At 69.4% G+C, this 22,020-nt stretch carries 8 protein-coding genes and 1 pseudogene; 7 read left to right on the top strand and 2 right to left on the bottom strand.

The window, feature by feature from the left end; genetic code table 11:
- Positions 1-232, top strand: a pseudogene (locus ALI144C_RS57240) (hypothetical protein); the annotation flags it as partial.
- 352 nt (positions 233-584) lie between these two features.
- Here ALI144C_RS57240 and ALI144C_RS05305 read toward each other — a convergent pair.
- Positions 585-1,598, bottom strand: a complete 1,014-nt coding sequence (locus ALI144C_RS05305) for a hypothetical protein (protein ID WP_076985866.1) — start codon at positions 1,596-1,598, stop codon at positions 585-587.
- A gap of 1,168 nt (positions 1,599-2,766) precedes the next feature.
- On the opposite strand from ALI144C_RS05305, the gene ALI144C_RS05300 reads away from it, so the two are divergent.
- From ALI144C_RS05300 to ALI144C_RS05275, 6 genes are all read left to right on the top strand, one after another.
- Positions 2,767-7,200 carry a type I polyketide synthase gene (locus tag ALI144C_RS05300; protein WP_168211171.1) on the top strand — a complete coding sequence of 1,478 codons (4,434 nt, stop codon included), beginning with the start codon at positions 2,767-2,769 and terminating at the stop codon, positions 7,198-7,200.
- The gene (locus ALI144C_RS05295; RefSeq protein WP_076985864.1) at positions 7,190-10,396 is read left to right on the top strand and encodes a type I polyketide synthase; all 3,207 of its coding nucleotides are present in this window, start codon (positions 7,190-7,192) and stop codon (positions 10,394-10,396) included. The genes ALI144C_RS05300 and ALI144C_RS05295 overlap by 11 nt, the downstream gene beginning before the upstream one ends.
- Positions 10,393-18,417, top strand: coding sequence for a hybrid non-ribosomal peptide synthetase/type I polyketide synthase (locus ALI144C_RS05290; RefSeq protein WP_076985863.1), 8,025 nt, complete (start codon positions 10,393-10,395; stop codon positions 18,415-18,417). Before ALI144C_RS05295 ends, ALI144C_RS05290 begins: the two co-directional genes overlap by 4 nt.
- 92 nt (positions 18,418-18,509) lie before the next feature.
- The gene (locus ALI144C_RS05285; protein ID WP_076985862.1) at positions 18,510-19,076 is read left to right on the top strand and encodes a carboxymuconolactone decarboxylase family protein; all 567 of its coding nucleotides are present in this window, start codon (positions 18,510-18,512) and stop codon (positions 19,074-19,076) included.
- Between the two features lie 84 nt (positions 19,077-19,160).
- Positions 19,161-20,159, top strand: a complete 999-nt coding sequence (locus ALI144C_RS05280) for a hypothetical protein (protein ID WP_076985861.1) — start codon at positions 19,161-19,163, stop codon at positions 20,157-20,159.
- A gap of 27 nt (positions 20,160-20,186) precedes the next feature.
- Entirely contained in the window at positions 20,187-21,419 is a 1,233-nt protein-coding gene (locus ALI144C_RS05275; RefSeq protein WP_076985860.1) for an MFS transporter, read from the top strand.
- Here the strand turns inward: ALI144C_RS05275 and ALI144C_RS05270 are convergent.
- Complete coding sequence (locus ALI144C_RS05270; protein ID WP_076985859.1) at positions 21,389-21,847, bottom strand: MarR family winged helix-turn-helix transcriptional regulator; 459 nt, start codon at positions 21,845-21,847, stop codon at positions 21,389-21,391. The genes ALI144C_RS05275 and ALI144C_RS05270 overlap by 31 nt on opposite strands.
- Positions 21,848-22,020: the final 173 nt, after the last annotated feature.

The raw sequence follows: 22,020 nt of genomic DNA, 5'->3' as shown, positions 1-22,020 counted from the left end.
TGGGTGCGCGGTGGTGGCACAGCGGTGCGAAGTGGATCATTCGGTCCCCTACGCCGAGGGTGGCGTGACCGGAGTGGGGAACGTCGCCATGCTGTGTAAACGGCACAACCTGATGCGGCAGCGCACTACCTGGCGGATCGATCAGGTGATGCCCGGGGTGCTGGCATTCACCACTCCCGGGCGAAGGACTGTGCTTACCACGCCCGTTGGGTATGATGTCCCGCCGTTTTAGCTGCTTGTCAGCGTTGACCACGGTTGAGTTACGGTCTGCCTACTTATGGCCTGCTTGTCGCCGGGGCTGGTTTTAACGGATAATGTCTGATTGCTTTGCGCTGTTGGTTGCGTTGGAGTGCGGTTTCCGGCCAGGGGTTCGGTTTCCGGCGCTGGGTGCACTGTGTTGGTTACGTACCAGCCCGTTGTGTGGTGGCATAGAGCGTGTTCCTGAACTGATCTTGGGTGGGCGTGTCGGGCCCGGTAGATGGAGTTCCGTTGTTATCGTGCCGTATCGCCTCGGGGAAGGCTGTCCCGGATCGGGTATGTTGCCGGTTTGCCGGGTCGGCTTCTGTCAGTCGCTCAACGCGTCTCTAAGTTGGCGGCTCGAGGCTAGTTGATTCCTGGGTTTGCTCGCCCTCACGCAGGAACTTCAGTGCTGCCACCGGGTCGCCCAGCAGATCGCTGTTCTTCTCCAGCGCAGCGGCTTGCATCTCGCTGATCGTCCAGACGACAAGATCGCCCTGTGTCTTGATCGCGATGATCGACCCGATGCGTATGACGGCGTTCTGCTGCTCCTTCATGGCGGCGAGGAGCATGGCGACCGACTCGGCCTTCGCTTTGTCGATCTCCGCGCGGCGCTTGCCGAGGTACTCCAGATGGATGGCCTCCTCCACCTTGGCCAGACGCCCACGCACAGACCTCGACCCGATGACCTCTCGGCACTGCGCCCAGAAGCGCTGGAACCAAGAGCCCCGAACCGGGGGTTCTTCCACAGCGCTGGTCAGACCGAACTCCCGCAGCACCGCAGACACCGCGTCCTTGAGCTCCGAACCGTTGTCAGCATCGGTGTAGACCGACACCGGTGCCCAGAACCCCGAGCGCACCATCGAATTCGCGAAGTCGTCGAAGCTATCAGCCATCCGCATCCGCGGCGCCAGGGCCGCGTGGACGGCGAGCACGAGCGAGTGCAGGTCGGGTCTGACGGTGTCGAAGAGCTCGCGGTTTACCCCGGCGGAGATCATCCGCGCAAGGTGCTCGGAGTCCTCCGAAGACCACCGAAGGGCGACGTACCGCCAGTGACGGATCGCGTGGACATTCTCCAGCAGTACCAGGTACGCGAAGACGAGCAGGCAGAAGGCCCCGGAAAAGATGCTCAGCCAACTGAGCCTGCCAACCCCCGTACCAGCCAGCACCACGCCACCCAACAGCAGCAGAGGCCCCACCACGGCGGGAGACCACACCGACAGGCCCTTGGCGACCACCGGGATCTGACGGCCACCCGCGATCAACCGGTTGCCGACAATCGCCAGCGCCGTAGTCAATACGCCAATACCGAAGAAGATCCAGCTCGCCGTGTCGGAGGCAACCCAATCCACAACCGTCACGGCAGGTGACTGTACGCGCACGGGATGATCATCCATACGCAGAATCCGGCGCCTTGGACTGACAGCGGGATGTCGTCGCCTTCCTCAAGTTTCGTCCCGCGGCTGGTCGGAAACTCACGACACCTTAAGAGGCGGCATGTCCGATCGCGAAGCCGCCCGACCGCGCCACGCTCGACCTCTCCGTCGGGCAGCTCCCAGCGCCGCAGCGCGTGGTCCCTTCTTGGCCACAGATTCCCTCGAAGAACGAATCGAGTTCGGTATCGCGAAGCCCCCGTCACGCCCGACACCTTTCGCCTGACTCACCACCGTGACAGCTCTTTCCGGGGACCGGTCCCGGGTGTGCGACCCAGGCTTGACTCGACAGAATTTCGGTCGGCTGAATGTGACTTACAAACAAGGACAACCTCTGGTGCACACGTTCCCACAACGGATCGGAAGCATTGTTTCTCACATGAGGGGAACAGATGATGATCCGATCGACCGGGACGCTGCCCCAGGGTGATCGCGGCCAAGTTCGTAGTGTGACGGATAAACCTGGCCCGCCTGAGCGACAAGTGCACGAGCCATACCGATTGGCTCGCATCCTCTCCGGTACCACTCCGCCGTAACGGTATTGTCGACTTCGTCGATGCCCGACCAGGGGGCCGGTTCGAGGCGCTCTGACGCAGCGGATCCGGTGGGCGAGCAGTGCGACGTGCGATCTTGGCAGGCTTTTGACCTGCGACTAAGCATGGAGTTAGCCCATTCGGGCGCAACAGGTCAAGGAGCTTGACTTCTTTTGGGGCTTTGGGTAGTTTTCGTCCACAGAGGGCACCCTCCGGGGGGCGGTGTCCACATTGTTCCTCGCCAGAATCGATGGGAATTCGATCAAGTCCTTGGTCGCGGTGGCCGATCCAGTTCTGGCGAGGGGGTAGGGGGATGAGTAGTTACCTGACGGCTGGTAGCGCAGTCAGCAGTCCATGGGGGATCTAGCGCTGCGGTCGCACAGCCGTCGGTGACGAACGCTGTTCCGGAGACGACTCTCCGCTCATTTCGGTGCATTTTCCCTGGCGATGATCGCGCGTGCGATCAATCGCGCGCGGATATGCCCGAGGTGGCCGGGCCGTTGCCGCACGGGCTTTGCCATGCCCTTTTCGACTTTTGCGCGCTCTGTTCCATTGGAGTGAATGTGAGTTCAGCTGAAGTGACCACGGATTCCGACGCGGTCCGGTCCCCGGACCAGGTGCGGACCTGGCTACACCGCATCGTCGCCGACCTGGTGGGTCACCGGGTCGAGGAGATCGACACCGGCACCCAGTTCGCCCGGCTCGGCCTCGACTCGCTGCGAGCGACCCAGCTCATCACCATCCTGTCCCGGAAGTGGGATCGGCCGGTGCCGACCGCGGCGCTGTGGGCCCATCCGACGATCGACGCGCTCACCGAACACCTGATGTCGCCCGTCGCCAAGCCGGTCGCCGCATCCGCGGCTGCCCAGGTCGACGAACCGATCGCGGTCGTGGGCATGGCATGCCGGTTCCCTGGCGCGGAGAACTCCGGCGAACTGTGGGACATGCTGCGTGCCGGTGTGGACGCGGTGCGCACCGTGCCCACGGACCGCTGGGACGCGGCGGACTACGCGGATCGGTGGCCCGAGACGGCGATGGCCACCGACCAGGCGGGTTTTCTCGACCAGCCGATCGACGGGTTCGACCCGCTGTTCTTCGAGATCTCGCCGCGCGAAGCACCGGAGATCGATCCGCAGCAACGGCTGTTCCTCGAGGTCGCCTGGGAGGCGCTGGAGGACGCGGGCATCGACGGCCGCGCGCTGGAAGGCAGCCGGACAGGGGTGTTCGCGGGTGCCATCTGGCACGACTACTCGGACCTCGCGCACGCCGGCTTGGCCCGCATGACCAGCCATTCCGCGACCGGCCGTGCGGTCAACATGATCGCCAACCGACTGTCCTACGTGCTCGGTCTGCGCGGTCCGAGCGTAGTGGTCGACACAGCGTGCTCGGCGTCCTTGTTCGCCATCCACACCGCCTGCCAGAGCTTGTGGCTCAACGAGTCGACGATGGCCATCGCAGGGGGCGTCAACCTGTTGCTGGACCCCACCACGAGCGTCGGGCTGACCAGGTTCGGCGGCCTGTCCCCGGACGGGCGCTGCAAATCGTTCGACGCGGCCGCCGACGGCTACGGCCGAGGCGAAGGCTGCGGCGTGGTCGTGCTCAAGCGACTCTCTCGTGCGCTCGCCGACGGTGACGACGTCTGGTGTGTCATCGCGGGCTCGGCGGCCAACAACGACGGCCTGAGCAACGGCCTTACCGCGCCGAACCCGGTGGCCCAGGAAGAGGTGCTGCGCGACGCCTACGCACGGGCCGGTGTCCTGCCCGCGGACGTGCACTACGTCGAGACCCACGGCACTGGCACCCAGTTGGGCGACCCGATCGAGGCGTCCGCGCTGGGAGCGGTCCTCGGCGCGGGCCGTTCGGCCGACTCGCCATTGGTCATCGGTTCGGTCAAGACGAATCTCGGTCACCTCGAGGGCGCGGCGGGCGTGGCGGGCTTCATCAAAGCCGCGCTGTGCCTGCGTCACGGCGAGATCCCGCCGAACCTGCACTTCCACAACCCCAACCCGCACATCGATTTCGCCGAACTCGGCCTCCGGGTGCCTGTCGAGCGCGAACTGTGGCCGGAGGGACGCGCGGCACTGGCCGGAGTGAGCTCCTTCGGTTGGGGTGGAACCAATGTGCACGTCGTGTTGCGCGGTGTGCCCCGGTCCACGCCGTTGCCGCGGCCGGAGCCGACAGTGGTGGACGCCCGGCCTTCAGTGGCGTTCGTCTTCTCCCCACATGGGCAGCAGTGGACGGGCATGGCGCGCTCGCTGTACCGCGACGAGCCGGTGTTCCGCGCGGCCGTGCGCGACTGCGACGCGGCCCTGCGCCCGCACCTGGGCTGGTCGGTCGTCGACAGGCTCTTCACCGCCGACGACGGTCGCGTGGACGCTGTCGACGTCGCCCAGCCGATGTCGTTCGCCGTGCAGATCGGTCTGGCCGCATGGCTCGGCACGGTCGGTGTCCGGCCCGCCGCGGTCGTCGGCGCCTGCTTCTCCGAAATCACCGCCGCAGTCGTCTCGGGGATGCTCGACCTCACCGACGGCGCGCGCCTGGTGCACCTCTACAGCCGTGCGCAGGCCGCGGTCGCGGGCGGTGGCATGCTCGTCGCCGAGCAGACACCGGTGGAACTGGCCGAGTTCACCGGGTCCGGCCTGGTCGTGGCGGCCGAGTACGGTCCGCGTTCCACCGCTCTCGCAGGCGACGTGGACGCGCTGCGGGCGGTCCGAGCCGAGCTGCGGGCGCGCGGTGTGCTCTGCGGCATGGTCCGCATCGACGTGGCCGTGCACAGCCCCGCCCTTGAGCCCGCTCTGCCCGACTTCCGTGCTCGTGGCGCAGATGTCACCGCGCGCCCTGGCCGTGTGCCGATGATGTCGGCGGTCACCGCTGAACCCGTCGACTGGCGCGCTCTCGGCGTCGACTACTTCGCCGACGGGCTGCGCCGCCCGGTACGACTCGCCGACGCGGCGGCGCGGTTGGCAGGCCAGCACGACATCCTGCTGGAGGTCGGCGCGCACCCGGTGCTGGCCTCGGCGCTGCGGCAGGTCACCAAGGCCGTCGGCCGAGGCAGGGTGATCACCACGATGTGCCGGGGTGACGACGACCGTGCCGGGCTCGTCAGCGCCCTCGCGGAACTCGCTGACCTCGGTACAGGCGATGCGCGGGAACCAGCCGCCGAGTTGGTCACCCTGTCCGCGCGCACCCCAGGTGCGTTACGCGCTCTCGCCGGTCGCGTCGGCGCCGGACTGTCCCCGACTGCTGACCTTGCCGACATCGCCGACGCCGCCGCCCGGCGCACCGAGCAGCCGTACCGGCTCGCCACCGTCGCGTGCTCAGCGGCCGAAGTGGCCGAAACGCTGGCAGGTTACTCCCGGGGTGAGGACCCGTCCGCGGTCCACGTGCCGGACGCGGCGGCGTTGACCCGTCCCAAGACGGTCTTCGTGTTCCCGGGACAGGGTCCTCAGTGGGTCGGCATGGGGCGTGAGTTGCTGCGCACCGAACCCGCGTTCCACGACGCCATCCGTGAGATCGATGCCGCCATCGCGGACCAGGCGGGCTGGTCGGTCGTGGCTGAGCTGGCGGCAGCCGAGGACGAGTCCCGGCTGGACCGCATCGATGTCGTGCAACCGACGCTGTTCGCCATGGCCGTCGCTCTGGCGGCGCTGTGGAGGTCCTGGGGAACGGTGCCTGACGCTGTCGTCGGGCACAGCATGGGCGAGGTGGCCGCGGCGCACGTGGCGGGTGTGCTGAGCCTCGAGGACGCGGTCCGGGTCATCTGCGGGCGCAGCGCATTGCTGCGCCGGGTCAGTGGCCAGGGCGCGATGCTCGCCTGTGAACTGCCCCTCGACGAGGCGCACAGTGTGGTTGACGGCCGCGAGCACGCGGTTTCCGTCGCGGTCAACAACAGTCCACGTGCGACAGTCCTCTCCGGAGATCCGGGCGCACTGGCCGAGATCGCCGCGGATCTGGACCTGCTCGGGGTTTTCCACCGCTGGGTCAAGGTCGACGTCGCCTCGCACAGCCCGCAGATGGATCCGCTGCGGGCCGACCTGTTCGACCTCCTGGCCGACCTGAAACCCCGGCAGGCCGAGGTCCCCCTGCACTCCACGGTGACCGGCCGGGTCATGGCGGGACCGGACATGGACGCCGCCTACTGGGTCAGCAACCTGCGTGAACCCGTGCTGTTCGCCGACCGGGTCGCGGGCCTGATCGACGAGGGCGCCGCCGCGTTCGTCGAGATGAGCCCCCATCCGGTCCTGTTGCCCGCGATCGGACAGGTGGCTGGCGACGTCACCGCGGTTGCCTCGCTGCGCAGGCACGAACCCGAACGCGAGACGATGCTCGATTCCCTCGCACGGTTGTGGGTGCTGGGCTCCCCCACCACCGATCGTGTCCGCACGCCGGGCAGGCGCGGACTGCGGCTGCCCGCGTATCCGTGGCAGCGGGAGCGGTACTGGCTCGACCACCTCGACACCAGCCCGGGGCAGCGGACGCGCGGCGCCGGTGATCCCGTGCCAGGTGACCGGCTGGAGTCGTTCGCCGAGCAGGCAACTCCCGGCAGGCAGGCACGGCCCGCGGTCGTCACCGAAACCGAATCCTCCAGGGAAACACTGGCCGCTCTGGACAACCCCGTGGAGCGGCGAGCCGCAGCCGAGCGGATGGTCCTCGAATGCGTGGCCGGGGTCGCACGGGTGGATGTCGCCCGGATCGACCTGGACAGTCCGCTGCGGTCGCTCGGGATCGACTCGATCATGTCGCTGGAACTGCGCGACCGGCTGGAGAAGCGGTTCGCCACGCGGTTGTCGGCGACGGTGATCTGGAACTACCCCACGACCCGGGAACTGGCTCCGTTCCTGCTGGAGCGGATAGGTGTCCCGCTGCACCAGGCAGGTGCCGTCGCCGCCCCCGGTCCGGCCGCTGCCGACGCCGGTGACCTGGCTTCCGCGGAGCAACTCGACCGCGAACTCGCCGACCTGTACCGACGCTTGGAGACCATCAGCCATGACAGGTGAAACGGGAGCCCCGCATGCCAGGGCGCTCGCGGCGATCAGGGATCTGCGGGCCAAGGTCGACACGCTGGAGAACGCGATACGGGAACCGGTGGCCGTCGTCGGGATCGGATGCCGGTTGCCGGGCGGGGTCGACTCACCGGACTCCTTCTGGGACCTGCTCGAGCACGGCCGCGACGCGGTGTCGGAGATCCCGGCCACGCGCTGGGACGTCGACGAGTTCTACCACCCCGATCCGTCGTTGCCCGGCCGGATGACCCTGCGGCACGGTGCTTTTCTCGACGACGCCGACGGGTTCGACCCCTATTTCTTCGGTATCTCCCCGCGCGAGGCGGAACGGATGGACCCGCAGCAGCGGCTGTTCCTCGAAGTCGCCTGGGAGGCGCTGGAGGACGCTGGCCGCACCATGGCGGACCTGCGCGGCAGCACGACCGGCGTGTTCGTCGGCACCAACTGTTCGGACTACCTGCAGATGCAGCTCGCCGACGCGCGCGACATCGACACGTACACCATCATGGGCGGGCTGCACTGCGCCATTCCCAACCGCCTGTCCTACCTGCTGGATCTACGCGGCCCGAGCCTCAGCCTGGACACGGCGTGCTCGTCGTCGCTGGTCGCGGTGCACCTCGCCGTGCAAAGCCTGCGTACCCGCGAGTGCGACACCGCGGTCGTGGGTGGTCTGAACCTCATTCTCTCACCGGTGTCCGCTATGGCGCACAGCAAGGGCCTGCCGCTGGCTCCGGACGGCCGCTGCAAGACCTTCGACGCTCGTGCCGACGGTTATGTCCGCGCCGAGGGAGTGACCGCTGTAGTCCTCAAGCGACTATCTGATGTGGATATTGAGACGGACAGGGTCTGGGCGGTGCTCAAGGGGTCGGCGGTGAACCAGGACGGGCTGACCAACGGCCTCGCCGCACCCAACGGCCGGGCGCAGCTGGCGGTCATCCGGAGCGCGCTCGACCGCGCCCGGCTCGACCCCTCGCAGATCACCATGGTCGAGGCGCACGGCACCGGCACCTCGCTCGGTGACCCGATCGAGGTCGAGACCCTCAACGAGGTCTACGGCAGGCCGGGCGGCGAGCCGTGCGCACTCGGCTCGGTGAAGACCAACCTCGGGCACGTCGAGGCGGGCGCGGGCCTGGTCGGTCTGATCAAGGCGGTGCTGTGCCTGCACCACCGGCGGATCGCGCCCAACCTCCACTTCGAGTCGCTCAACCCGCACATCGACCTGACCGGCAGCCGCCTTGCCGTGCCGACCGAGGCCAGGGACTGGGACGTGGCTGACGAGCGGCGGCACGCCGCGGTCAGTTCCTTCGGCGCGGGCGGCACCAACGCCCACGTCGTACTGGGCCCGGCGCCTGTGCCGGGCAGTGGCCTTCCGGTCGACGCCGGGCCTTGGCTGATTCCCTTCTCCGCCAAGACGACCGAAGCACGCACCGCGCTGGCGAAGGCCTATCGCGACCATCTCCGATCACCACGCGGGCGGGCGCATGCCCTGCGCGACATCGCCTTCACCGCCGCACATCGCCGTACACACCACGAGCACCGGGGTGTTGTGCTGGCGGACAGCCACGACGAGGCCGCCGACCGGCTCGACGCGTGGCTCGCGGGCGAGGAGGTTCCCGCCGTGGCCGCGGGCTCGACCACGGGCTCGCCCGACCACGGCGTGGTGTTCGTCTTCCCCGGCCAAGGCGCGCAGCGCCCGGGCATGGGGCGTGAGCTGATGCAGCGGTGTGCTGTGTTTCGGGCCGCTGTCGAGGAATGCGACGACGCCATGCGCGCCTACCTTGGTCACTCGGTCATGGAACGCGTGCTGGATCCCGCTGACGGCGGGTCTGACCGGATCGATCTGGTGCAGCCCGCGTTGTTCGCCATCGGTGTCGGCTTGGCCGCCCGCTGGCGGTCACTGGGTGTCGAGCCGGCCGCGGTGGTTGGGCACAGCATGGGCGAGGTCGCCGCAGCGCACGTGGCGGGTGCGTTGTCACTCGACGACGCGGTACGAGTCATCTGCGGGCGCAGCAGACTCCTGCGTGCGGTCAGCGGCCAGGGGTCGATGTTGATGGTGGCGTTGCCCCGGGAGGAGGCGGACGGGCTGCTCGACGGCCTGCGCGCCCACGTGGCCGTGGCGGTGTGCAACAGTCCTACCTCGACAGTTCTCTCCGGTGACGCGGACGTCCTCGCCGAACTCGCCGCGTCCCTGCGCGACCGCAACGTGTTCTGCAAGCCGGTCAAGGTCGACGTGGCCTCGCACAGCCCGCAGATGGACCCGCTGTGCCCCGACCTGCTGACCGAACTGGCGGGGATCACGCCGAAGGCGGCGACCATCCCGATCCATTCGACGGTCACCGGGAAGGTCTGCGACGGCACGGAACTCGATGCCGGGTACTGGGTCCGCAACCTGCGTGAACCGGTGCTGTTCTGGGACGTGGTGGTCGAGCTGATGGGGCTCGGCAACGGCGTCTTCGTGGAGCTGAGCCCGCACCCGCTCCTGCTGTCCGCCGTCGAGCAGGGATTCGAGGTGACGGGTCGTCAAGGACTGTTGCTGCCGTCGATGCGCCGCGACGAGCCGGAGACGTTGGCGACCCAGGTCGGACTGGGCGCCCTGCACACGCGCGGCATCGCGGTCAACGGGCCGTCGCCGTTCCCCGTCGGCGGACGCGCCGTCGCGCTGCCGACCTACCCGTGGAAACACGAGCGTTTCTGGTTCCGCGACGACCACCAGGTGAAAGCCGGGTCCACAGTGACCACGGCGACCGTCCCGGCGCCGAGCCACCGATCCGAACCTGACAGGAAACTGCCCGCCGACCCCGTGGAGCGCCGCGCGGCGGTGTTCGAGTGCGTGGTGGCCGCCGTGGCAGCGGTGTTGCGGCTGGACCGCGGGCGCGTCGACCCGGGCAGCGGCTTCTTCCAGCTCGGCATGGACTCGCTGCTCGCCGCCCAGGTGCGGACCCGGCTCGAGGCTGAGTTCGGCAGCAGGCTGCCCGCCACCGTCATGTTCGAGAACCCCACCGTCGATGCGCTGACCGATCACCTCGTCGGCCTGCTGAAGCCCCATGCGGACGTGGTGGGGCAAGCCCCGGTCGAGCCCCGGCTGGCGAGTCCTGCGACCACAGCCGTGGGGAATCTGTCCGAACAGGAACTCATGGCGATCCTCGCCGACGAGGTGCGCGCCGCCCGCGCCACACGGAGGAACCGATGACCGACGACAAACACGAGCTCCTGGTCCAGAGCGTGCTGGAGATCCGCAAGCTGCGCGCGGACCTCGACGCCGCCCGTGCGGCCCGTACCGAGCCGATCGCCATCGTCGGGATGGCGTGCCGGCTGCCGGGTGGCGCGGCCGACCCGGACGACTACTGGCAGTTCCTGCGCGCGGGCGGCGACGGGATCGGCGACATCCCCGAATCCCGTTGGGACATGAAGGGGTTCTACGACCCGTCGCCCGGGGCACCCGGCCGCGCCAACACCCGGCGTGCCGGACTGCTGCCCGAGGTGGACCGCTTCGACGCGCCCTTCTTCGGAATCGCACCGCGCGAAGCCGCTGCCATGGATCCGCAGCAGCGGCTGTTGCTGGAGCTCGGATGGGAGGCGCTGGAACACGCCGGGCTGCGCCCCGACGGGCTCACGGGCACCCCGACCGGGGTGTTCCTCGGCGTCACCAACAACGACTACGGCCAACTGCAGGCACAGCAGGTCGACCCGGTCGATCTGGAGGCGTACACGCTGACGTCCGCCGCGTCGACGTTCGCCGCGGGCAGACTGTCCTACTGGCTGGGGCTGAGCGGCCCGAGCCTGTCGGTGGACACGGCGTGCTCGTCGTCACTGGTCGCGGTGCACCTGGCTTGCCAGAGCCTGCACACCGGTGAGTCGGACACCGCTCTCGCGGGCGGGGCGAACGTGCTGCTGGCGCCGGAGTGGTTCGTCGTGCTGTCCAAGGCGAAGATGCTCGCCCCGGACGGCCGGTGCAAGACATTCGACGCTGCCGCGGACGGCTACGTACGCGGTGAGGGCGCCGGAATGGTGGTGCTCAAGCGGTTGTCCGACGCGCTCGCCGACGGCGACCGGATCTGGGCGGTCGTGCGCGGGTCCGCGGTCAACCACGACGGTCGCAGCAGCGGTATCACCGTGCCGAACGCGGCCGCGCAACGCGAGGTCGTCCGACGGGCTCTGGCCGCCGCCGACATCCCGGCCCACCATGTCGGTTATGTCGAGGCACACGGCACGGGCACCCCGCTGGGCGATCCGATCGAACTGCGCGCGCTGGACGCGGTGTTCGGCGACCGCGCCGGGAGGGACCCGCTGCTGGTCGGGTCGGTGAAGACGAACATCGGTCACCTGGAGCCCGCGGCGGGCATCGCGGGCCTGATCAAGGTCGCGCTGTCGCTGCACCACGCCGAGATCCCGCCGCACCTGCACCTGACCGAGGTCAACCCGGCCATCGGAATGGACGACCTGAACCTGCGCATCCCCACCGAGGTGACCGCGTGGCCGAACGGTGAGCACCGGAGGGCCGCCGGGCTCAGCTCGTTCGGAGCCAGCGGTACCAACGCCCACGTCATCCTGGAGCAGGCGCCCGAACCCGAGCCGGTCCCGGCCGGTCCGGAGCGCACCTCACATGTCCTGACTCTGTCGGCGAAGTCCTCGGCAGCGCTGTCGGCGCTGGTCGAGCGGTACCGCGATCGCCTGTCCGAGATGGCGGACGACGAACTGGCCGACGTGTGTTTCACCGCCAACACCGGTCGCGCCGCCTTCGCTCACAGACTGGCGCTCTCCGGGCCGACAGCCAAGAGCCTGCACGAGTCGCTGTCAGACGTCGCCGAGGGCGGCATGCCGTCATCGGCGTACACGGCCCACGTGCCTGCTGGGAGCAAGGCCAAGGTTGTGTTCCTGTTCACCGGTCAGGGCGCGCAGTACCCGGGCATGGCCCGTGAACTCGACGCCACGGAGCCGGTGTTCCGTGCCGCGCTGGACGAGTGCGACGAGGTGCTGGCACCGCTGTTGGGCCGACGGCTGCGGTCGGTGCTCGATCCGGCTCCGCACGAGGCCGACCTGGTGCACGAGACCCGCTACACCCAGCCCGCGCTGTTCGCTGTGGAGTACGCGCTCGCGGCGCTCTGGCGGTCGTGGGGTGTGGAACCGGCGGCGGTGCTGGGGCACAGCCTTGGCGAACTCGTGGCAGCGTGTGTGGCGGGAGTGCTCGACCTGCGGGACGCGCTGCGTCTCGCGGCCCGCAGGGGTCAACTGATGCAGGACCTGGGCGATGGTGGCGCGATGGCGTCGGTGTTCGCGTCGGCCGAGTCCGTTCGCGCGGTCCTCGAGCCGTGGGGCGGGGAAGTCTCGATCGCGGCCGTCAACGGGCCGGAGAGCGTGGTGGTCTCCGGAGCCGAGGACGCCGTGGCACAGGTGCTGGCCGTGCTGGCCGAGCAAGGGATACGCGCCAAACCAGTGGCCGTGTCCCGGGCGTTCCACTCCCCGCGGATGGACCCGATGCTGGCCGCCTTCGAGGCCGAAGCGTCTACTGTGGAGTACCACGCCGCACGCATCCCCCTGGTGTCCAACGTGTCCGGCGAGGTGCTGCTCGGCGAGAACGTCTACTCCGCGGCCTATCTGCGTGAGCACGCCCGTGCGCCGGTGGCCTTCCACGCGGGCATGACCGCTCTGTACGACGCGGGCCACCGCGTTTTCGTCGAGATCGGGCCCGCGCCGACGCTGACCGGCATGGCCAAGCGGTTCGCTCCGCCCGGCGAACCCGAGCGGCCCCTGGTTTTCCTGCCGTCGCTGCGGCCGCGACACAGTGACTGGCAGGTGCTGACCGACAGTCTCGCCAGACTGCACACCGTCGGTGTGGAGGTCGACTGGGCGACGTTCGACGCGGGCCGGGGCCGACGCCGCGCCACAGTGCCGACCTATCCCTTCCAGCGCTCCCGCCAATGGTTCGAACCCACTGAACCCACTGTGGTGCGCGCGGTCGCCGCGGCACCGACGGGGTCCGTCGACCTGCTCGGTGACCTGGTGTCCTCGCCACTCGCGCAAACGCAGTTCGACGCCGTCCTCGATCCCGAGACGCACCCGTGCCTCAACGACTGCATGGTCGACGGGCTGCCGGTGGTCAACATCGGTGTGTACCTGGACACGGTGTTCGCCGCATCCGCGCGGCTCGGCGGCACCGGTGCGGTCGCGGTCACCGACAGCCTCGTGCTCACGAGCTTGGTGCTGGAACACGGTGAGCGGAAACGGGTCCAGCTCGTCGTCGAACCGGGTGTCGACGGGGCGTCCACCTTCGGCTACCACGCCGAACACCGTGCCGAGAACGGCGGCTCGTTCTGGACCCTGCACGCCAGCGGCGCCTTCCGGGCGCACACGGTCGCGGCGGGGACACTCGACCTCGACGCCGTGCGGGGTCGCCTGACCGGCGAGCTGTCCGATGTGGACTTCCACCGCCGGATGTGGCGGCGCCGGGTCTACCTCGGCGACTCCGCCAGGTGGATCGAGCACGTCTGGTGCGAACCGGGAGAAGCGCTGGCCCGGATGCGCGCACCACGGCCCGGCGAGTGCGCGCCCTACCTGCTGCACCCCGGCTTGATCGACGCCATGTTCCAGACCGTGTTCTCCTGCCTGCCCGCGGAGACTCCGCGTGATGCCGTGTTCATGCTCGTGGGCATGGAGCGCTTCGTGTTCCACGGTTACGAACCCGACCAGACGACGTACTGCCATGTGCGGCTCGCGCCGACATCCGACCCGTCGTCGACGCTGGCAGCGACCGTGCGGCTCTACGACGCGACAGGTCGGGCGGTCGCCGAAGCAGAAGGCGTCTACCTGAAGCGAGCACAACGATCCACGCTGCTGCGCAGTGCACCGAGTCCGCAGAGCCCGCCGGTCCGCCCTGCCGCTGTGGTACGCACCGAACCGGCCGGTCATGTCCTCGCACAGGTGCCCGCCGCCGAGCGGTCCGGGCATCTGCGCGTGGAGTTCGCCCGTCTGATCGGTCGTGCGCTCGGTTCTCGTGGTGAGGACCTGGACGTGCACGAGCCGCTGCCCCACCTCGGCCTGGATTCGTTGATGGCGCTGGAAGTCAAGGACGCGATGGCCGTCGAACTCGGCATCACGCTGCCGCTGGTGGCCTTCCTCGAAGGACGCAGCATCGCCGGCCTCGCCGAGGAGGCGATCGCCCTGCTGGGCGGCGCGTCCGAGGAGCAGCCGCACCCCGCGGCCGGACTGCCCGCGATCACCGCCGACGAAGCGGCCCGCCACGACCCGTTCCCGCTCACCGACCTTCAGCAGGCCTACCTGCTCGGCCGGTCCGAGGTGTTCGAACTCGGCGGGGTGTCGACCTACTTCTTCCTGGAGGTCGACGTCGAGGTGGACCTCGAACGGCTCGACGCGGCGCTGCGCCGCATGATCACACGGCACGACATGCTCCGCGCGGTGGTGAGCCCGGACGGTACCCAGCGGGTGCTGCCTGAGGTGCCCGACTACCGGATCGACGTCACAGACCTGCGCGACCTGCCGGAGAACGAACGCGAGCACGCGCTCGCCGCCATCCACGCGGAGGTCCGCGACCAGGTCTTCGACCCCGCCGTCTGGCCGTTGTTCGTCGTGCGCGCCACCAGGCTCACCGACGAGTCCGCCAGGCTCCACATCGGACTCGACGCGCTCATCATCGACGCGTGGAGCACATCCGTGTTCCTGCGCGAGTGGGCAGCGGCCTACCGCGGCGAGGACGGCGACCTGCCGCCGCTGGAGATCACATACCGCGACTACGTCACCACCGCCAAGTCCATCGCCGGGACGCCTGTGCACGACGCGGCCGAGCGCTATTGGCGTGAACGGGTCGAAACCTTGCCGCCCGCGCCGGACCTGCCGCTGGCCACCAGTCCGGCGGCGATCAGCGCACCGCGCTTCGCCCACCGCTCCACGCGGCTCGACCCGTCGGTGTGGGCGGCGTTCAAACGGCACGCGAGCGCCCGTGGCGTCACCGCGTCCGCCGCGCTGTGCACGGCCTACTCCCAGGTGCTCGCGGCGTGGAGCAAGTCCGGGAGCTTCACGCTGAACGTCCTGTTCTTCAACCGGCTGCCGTTGCACGAGCAGGTCCCGGACGTGGTCGGCAACTTCAGCGCCACCACCCTGCTGGAAGTGCACTGCGGCGCGGGCGAGGCCTTCACCGCCCAGGCCGAGCGGGTGCAACGCCGCTTGTGGACCGATCTGGAGCACAGTCACGTCTCGGGTGTCGCCGTGTTGCGCGAGCTCAACCGCGTGCGTGGCACAGCGGGCTCGGCGGGCATGCCGGTCGTGTTCGCCAGCATGGTCAACTTCGCGTCCTCCGAGAACGACCCGGCGGCGACCGGCCTCGCGCAACACCTGATCGAACTGGGTGAGCGCGGCACCCAGGTGTCCAGTTCGATCCGCACCCCGCAGGTGTGGCTCGACCACCAGGTCGTGGAGGACCAGGGTGGGCTGGCGGTCAACTGGGACGTCGTCGAGGACCTGTTCCCGGAGGGCATGGTCGACGCGATGTTCGGCGCGTACGTCGACCTGCTGCGCCGGCTCTGCCACGACGAGGCCGCCTGGGACGCGGCCACGCCGGTCCTGGTCCCCGCCGCGGACCTGGAGATCCGCGGGCGGGTCAACGACACCGCCGGGCCACGCCCCCGTGGGCTGCTGCACGAGCCGATCGCCTCTGCCGCCGCCGAACGGCCCGACGCTCCCGCTGTCATCGCTGCTGATCGCACGCTGAGCTACGGCCAGCTGGACCAAGCCGCCAACCGCGTCGCCCACTGGCTGCGCGAACACGGCGTCGGCGCGGGTGATCTGGTCGCGGTGGTGATGGAGAAGGGCTGGGAGCAGGTCGTCGGCGTGCTCGGCGTCCTGCGGGCCGGTGCGGCGTACGTGCCCGTCGACGCGGGAGTGCCCACCGAACGGCTGCACACCCTGCTTGCCCTGTGCGGCGGCTCAGTCCTGCTGACCCAGTCGTGGGTGGAGGATCGCGTCGACTGGCCGGGGGACGCCGTCCGGCTGGCCGTGGACGGCCCGGAGGCGCAGCAGCCCGCCGACGACCCGTTGCCCACGACGACCGAGCCCACCGACCTGGCGTACGTCATCTTCACCTCCGGCTCGACCGGCACGCCGAAGGGCGTCATGATCGAGCACGCGGCCGCGTTGAACACCGTGGTGGACGTCAACGAGCGCTTCGGCGTGACCGGGGACGACCGGGTGCTGGGCCTGTCCGCGTTGAACTTCGACCTGTCGGTCTACGACGTGTTCGGCGTGCTCGGCGTCGGCGGCGCGCTGGTGTTGCCCGAGCCCCAGGCGCTGCGCGAGCCCGCGCGGTGGGCCGAACTGGTGGCCGAACACCGGGTGACGGTCTGGAACACCGTGCCCACGCTGATGGAGATGTTCACCGAGCACGCGCTCGCCGCCGAGGTGGACGCCCTGCCGGTGCGCGTCGTGATGATGAGCGGTGACTGGATCCCGGTCACCCTGCCCGACCGCATCCGGACGCTCCTGCCCGACGCGGGCGTGTGGAGCCTCGGCGGCGCGACCGAGGCGGCGATCTGGTCGATCTGGTACCCGATCGACCGCGTCGACCCGCGGTGGACGTCGATCCCGTACGGCACGCCCATGCGCAACCAGCGCTTCCATGTGCTCGACGAGCAGATGCGGCCGTGTCCCGTGTGGGTACCCGGGCAGTTGCACATCGCGGGCGCCGGACTGGCCCGTGGTTACCTCGGCGACAGAGCGAAGACCGACGCGAGTTTCGTCCGCCATCCGGTGACCGGCGAGCGGCTGTACCGAACCGGCGACCTCGGCCGCTACCTGCCGGACGGCACCATCGAGTTCCTGGGCCGCGAGGACTTCCAGGTCAAGATCAACGGCTATCGGATCGAACTGGGCGAGGTCGACGCGGCGCTGCTGCGGCAGCCAGGCGTGCGCGCCGCCGTGGCCGCGGCGGTCGGCGACAGGCACACCAGACGGCTCGTCGCCTACGCCGTGGGGGATGTCACCGAATCCGGTCTCCTCGCCGGGCTCCGCGCGCAACTGCCGGACTACCTCGTGCCGTCGCGTGTCGTCATCGTGGACTCACTTCCGTTGAGTGCCAACGGCAAGGTCGACCGCGCGGCGCTTCCGTCGCCGGACGCCCCCGCATCGGGCGCGACGGACGCGACCGGCCCGCGCGACGCGGTGGAGGCCCGGCTGGTGGAGGTGTGGTCGGAGTTCTTCCCCGGCAGCGAGGTCGGGGTGGCGTCCGACTTCTTCGCCCTCGGCGGCAATTCGCTCCTCGCGGTGCGGCTGGTGTCGCGGGTCCGTGCCGAGTTCGGCCGCGCGCTGCCGTTGTCGGAGTTGTTCGGCAGGCCGACCATCGAGGGGCTCGCCGAGCGGCTGCGTGACGTCAAGGCCGAGACCGGCCGCGACGCACTCGTCCCGATCCGCACCGGAGGGACCCAGCCGCCGCTGCTGCTCGTGCACCCGGTCGGTGGCGACGTGCTGTGCTACGCCGCACTCGCCGACGCCCTCGGTGCCGACCAGCCGTGCTACGGGCTCCAGGTTCCCGACGCCGACGTCCCCCTCGGCACCGTGCCGGATCTGGCCAGGCACTACGTGGCCGCGCTCACCGCCGCGATCCCCACCGGGCCGTACCGGGTCGGCGGGTGGTCCATGGGCGGTATGGTCGCACTGGAGATCGCCCGGCAGCTCTCCGACGCCGGGCACGAGGTCGACCTCGTCGCCGTCATCGACCTGCTGGAGCCACCCGGTTCCGGACCCGGCCGTGAGGTCGACGACCCGCAGTTGTTGTCGTGGTTCGCACGCGACCTCGCGGGCCTCGCGGGTCGCTCGTGGGCACCGGCACCGGAGAGCTTTCCCGGCGGCAGCGCCGAGGCATTGCGCGTGCTGCACACGCGGGCCTGTGCCGAGCAGGTCCTGCCGTCCGATATAGACAGTGAGACGCTCGGCGCGATCTTCGAGCGGTTCGCGCGCAACTACCGAGCCCTGCTCGCTTACAACCCCGCGCCGTACCCGGGTCGGGTCCTTCTCGTACGCGCGGAGCAGGGAGCGAGCCCGGACGTCACCCAGGCGTGGCTGGACCTCGTTCCGGGCGACGCGCACTGCGTGGCTGTGCCCGGCGACCACTACAGCGTGATGCGCGCCCCGCAGGTGACCGCACTGGCCGATCGCCTGCGTGCGGCCCTCCTGCCCGTCCTGCCCACTGTCGAAGGGAGCCGCTAGCCGGTCGAGCCCAGCGTCCTGTTCCCATCCGCACGATCACACCCAGTTTCCCGCCAGCGGGAAAACCCCCACCGTCCCAGGAGGACACTTTCATGACCGAGTCCACATTCGTCAGCCACACCGCGGAAACCGCGCCGGCGGGCGCCAAGCCGATGCTGGAGGGTACGACGAAGAAGTTCGGCTACATCCCGGCACCGGTCGCCAAGATGGCCGAATCACCCGAACTGCTCGGCACCTTCCTCAAGAACATCGCAGCCTTCGACCAGACCTCCCTCACCCAGATGGAGCGCGAGGTCATCATCATGACGATGGCGACGCACGTGCAGTGCCACTACTGCGTGGCCATGCACTCCACCATGCTGGCAGGGGCGGAAACCCCGGCGAAGGTGATCGACGACCTGCGTGACGACAAGCCACTGGAGGACGCGCGCCTCGAGGCGATCCGCCAGTTCACCAAGGCCGTCATCGCCGCCAACGGCGGTGTGGGCGACGAGGACGTCGCCGCGTTCCTTGCCGCGGGGTACACGCGGCAGAACGCTCTTGAGGTCGTGCTCGGCATCGGCACCTACACGATGTCGACCTTCGCCAACCGGCTGACGCGCGTCCCGCTGGACGCACCGTTCGAGAAGTACCGCTGGGAAGGCCCGACTGCCTCCTGAGCACGCCACCAGCGGCCGGACCCGCCGAGTGCGGCGGAGCCGGCCGCTTTCTGTTCACCAACGGATCAAAGGAATCTTCATTTCATGAGGAACAGATTCAACCGCACACTGCTGTTATCCATGACCGCGCTGTCGGTGGTCGCGGCGGGGTGCGGCGCGCCTGGCCGAACCAGCGCCGGTACCGGCACCGACAACGCGGCGGGCGCCGGGGTTCTCGTCGAGAACCAGGTCTCCCTCGGCAACGGTTACGTCCAGACCGTCTACTCACGAGGGGCCAACGGCGCCCCCACGATGATCGGCGTGGCAGTCAGCGAGTCGGCGATGAACAGCCTGCCGACCGTGCCCACCCACGACGGCAACACGTGCTTCGACAAGGACAACAGCGGCAAGGTCGACCCCAGCACGGAGTGCGGCAGCGGGCACGAGCGCGTGCTGTGGTTCCCGCGGCTCAAGGGCCTGCCGTTCCAGTGGATCATGTTCAACTGGCAGGCCAAGGGGCACGGCCCGGCGCACGTGTTCGACAAGCCGCACTTCGATCTGCACTTCTTCATCCAGGACTACGAGTCCCGCAACGCCATCCGGACCGGACCCTGCGGCGCCGTGTTCGTCAACTGCGACGACAACGCGACGGCGATGAAGCCGGTTCCCGCCCCGTTCAACCCGATCGGCTTCGGCGAGCCGGGCGCGGCCGGGCGCATGGGCAACCACCTCGGTGACGTCAACGCGCCGCCGTTCACACCAGGCCCGTTCACCCAGGCATTCGTCTACGGCACCTACGACAGCCACATCAGCTTCTGGGAGACGGTGTTCGCGACCGACTGGCTCAAGACCGAGCGCCCGCACCGCAACTGCCTGACGCTCAAGTGGGCACCCGAAGTCGAGGTCAGCGGGCACTACCCCCGCAAGTCCTGCGTCAGCCACCGCCAGCACCAGCGGGACTACCTGATGACGTTCGAGGACTTCGCCTACCGCGCGGCCCCCGCGGGCACCACGCCGCCGGACTGGTTGCTCCCTCCCCAGTCAACCGAGACCGCACCACAGCCGGACACGGGCCCTGCTCACAGTGGGCACGGCACGCCGTAGTGCGCTCCCCTGCCACACGGGAGATCCATGGACACCACAAGTAGGACAGAGGTACAGCGCCGCGTTGTCGCCGTCTTGTTCGTCTCGCAGCTCGTCGGCGGCATAGGGATGGGAATCGGCATCGCCGTCGGCGTGTTGTTCGCCGCGCGGCTGGTCGGCCAGGCGGGTGCGGGCGTCGCGGGTATGGCCATGGTAGTGGGCTCGGCCGTACTCGCCCCGCCGATGGCCTCGCTGATGCTGGCGCGAGGCAGACGCCTGGGGCTGGCCGCGGGTTACCTCGTCGGCGCGATCGGCGCGGCGCTGCTCGTCGGGTGTGCGATCACCGGGTCGGTTGCCGTGCTCTACCCCGCGATGTTCTGCTTCGGTGCGGCGACCACGGCCAACTTCCAGGCCCGGTTCGCCGTTGTCGACCTGGCCGCGCCCGCCACGCGCGGCCGTTCACTGTCCACTGTGGTCTGGGCGACGACGGTCGGCGCGGTGAGCGGTCCCGCCATCGCGGCCCACGCCGACACCGTCGCCCGCGAGGCGGGCTGGCCCGCGATGGCAGGCCCGTTCGCCGTCGCGTTCCTGTCCTTCCTGGTGGCCTCCGCGATCGTGGCCGTCGGCCTGCGTCCCGACCCGCTGCTGGTCGCCCGCGCGCGCGGGATCGGTCCCGATGTGGTCCCGACGGGCAGGCGCGCCACGATCCGGGCGTTGCGCTCGATCCCGGCCGCCCGGTTCGGCGTGCTCGCCATGGTGGCAGGGCACTTGGTCATGGTGTCGTTGATGTCGATGACGCCCGTGCACCTCGACCACGTGGGGGGCGAGCTGGGCACCGTGAGCGCCATCATGAGCGCGCACCTGGCCGGTATGTTCGCCGCCTCCCCGGTGATCGGGTGGGCGAGCGACCGGTTCGGCCGGCGGGCGGTGATCGCCGCGGGTGCGGCCGGGCTGCTGGCGGCGTGCGTTCTGGCCTGGGCTTTCGACCGGGACACGACCGTGTTGACGGTCGTGCTCGTCCTGCTCGGGCTGTCCTGGTCGGCGACGCTGATCGGCGGCTCGACCCTGCTCACCGAGTCGTTGCCTGCCGCGACACGACCGACGGTGCAGGGGCTCGCGGACCTCGCGATGGGGCTGGCCGGAGCCGCCGGGTCGGCGGTCGCGGGCGTGCTGCTGGGCGCAGCGGGGTACTCCGCACTCGCCCTGGCCTGCGGCGGCGCGGTCGTGGCGCTGGCCGCGGTGGGCGCGGCTTACCAGACCGGGCGCAGCGCCACCGGTTGACCGCCGGAACAGTCGACGATCAGGGTCACCAGGTCCTGGCGGAGCCCGTTGAGCCGTTCCCGGCCGATCAGCTCGCCCCACCGGATCTCGGTGTCCTGCCAGAGGTTCACCACTCGTTGGATACACGCCCAGCCACGCGGGGTCAGCATGATCACGCGGCTGCGCCGGTCGACCGGATGCGGCACCCGCTGGACGTAGCCGAGGTGCTGCAGCTCGTCCACCAACTGGACCGCGGCCTGCTTGGTCACACCGAGGTGGTGGCCCAACTCCACCGCGGTGGCCTGCGAGTGCGTCGAGAGGTACTGGAAGGCGAACCCGTGCGCGGGCCGCACATCGTCGAACCCGTCGACCGCCAGTGAGGCGTGCACGTGATCCATGATCACGCGGAAAGCCATCGCCAGGAGCGCGGGGATCTCCGGTGCAGCCATCGTCTCTCCTTAGTCACACCCGCCTCGAATGGTCAAGGCGCTTGACGTCTTGTCCTGGTGATCACTGTGCCACTCGAAGCGCTCCAGGTCGTCCGCGGGTCGCACAGGTCCATATTCCGGAACACTCGCCGGTTTTCCGGCGAGCTACTGGTGATCAGTGCGGTCAGCGCGGT

The organism is Actinosynnema sp. ALI-1.44, assembly GCF_001984155.1.
Taxonomy (GTDB): Bacteria; Actinomycetota; Actinomycetes; order Mycobacteriales; family Pseudonocardiaceae; genus Kibdelosporangium.
Note: the sequence above shows the minus strand (reverse complement) of the source record. Positions and strands in the feature narration are given on the sequence as shown.

Coding starts and splice junctions, on each gene's coding strand:
- ALI144C_RS05295 (WP_076985864.1), top strand. CDS start 7,190: ATGACAGGTGAAACGGGAGCCCCGCATGCCAGGGCGCTCGCGGCGATC.
- ALI144C_RS05290 (WP_076985863.1), top strand. CDS start 10,393: ATGACCGACGACAAACACGAGCTCCTGGTCCAGAGCGTGCTGGAGATC.
- ALI144C_RS05285 (WP_076985862.1), top strand. CDS start 18,510: ATGACCGAGTCCACATTCGTCAGCCACACCGCGGAAACCGCGCCGGCG.
- ALI144C_RS05280 (WP_076985861.1), top strand. CDS start 19,161: ATGAGGAACAGATTCAACCGCACACTGCTGTTATCCATGACCGCGCTG.
- ALI144C_RS05275 (WP_076985860.1), top strand. CDS start 20,187: ATGGACACCACAAGTAGGACAGAGGTACAGCGCCGCGTTGTCGCCGTC.
- ALI144C_RS05270 (WP_076985859.1), bottom strand. CDS start 21,847: ATGGCTGCACCGGAGATCCCCGCGCTCCTGGCGATGGCTTTCCGCGTG.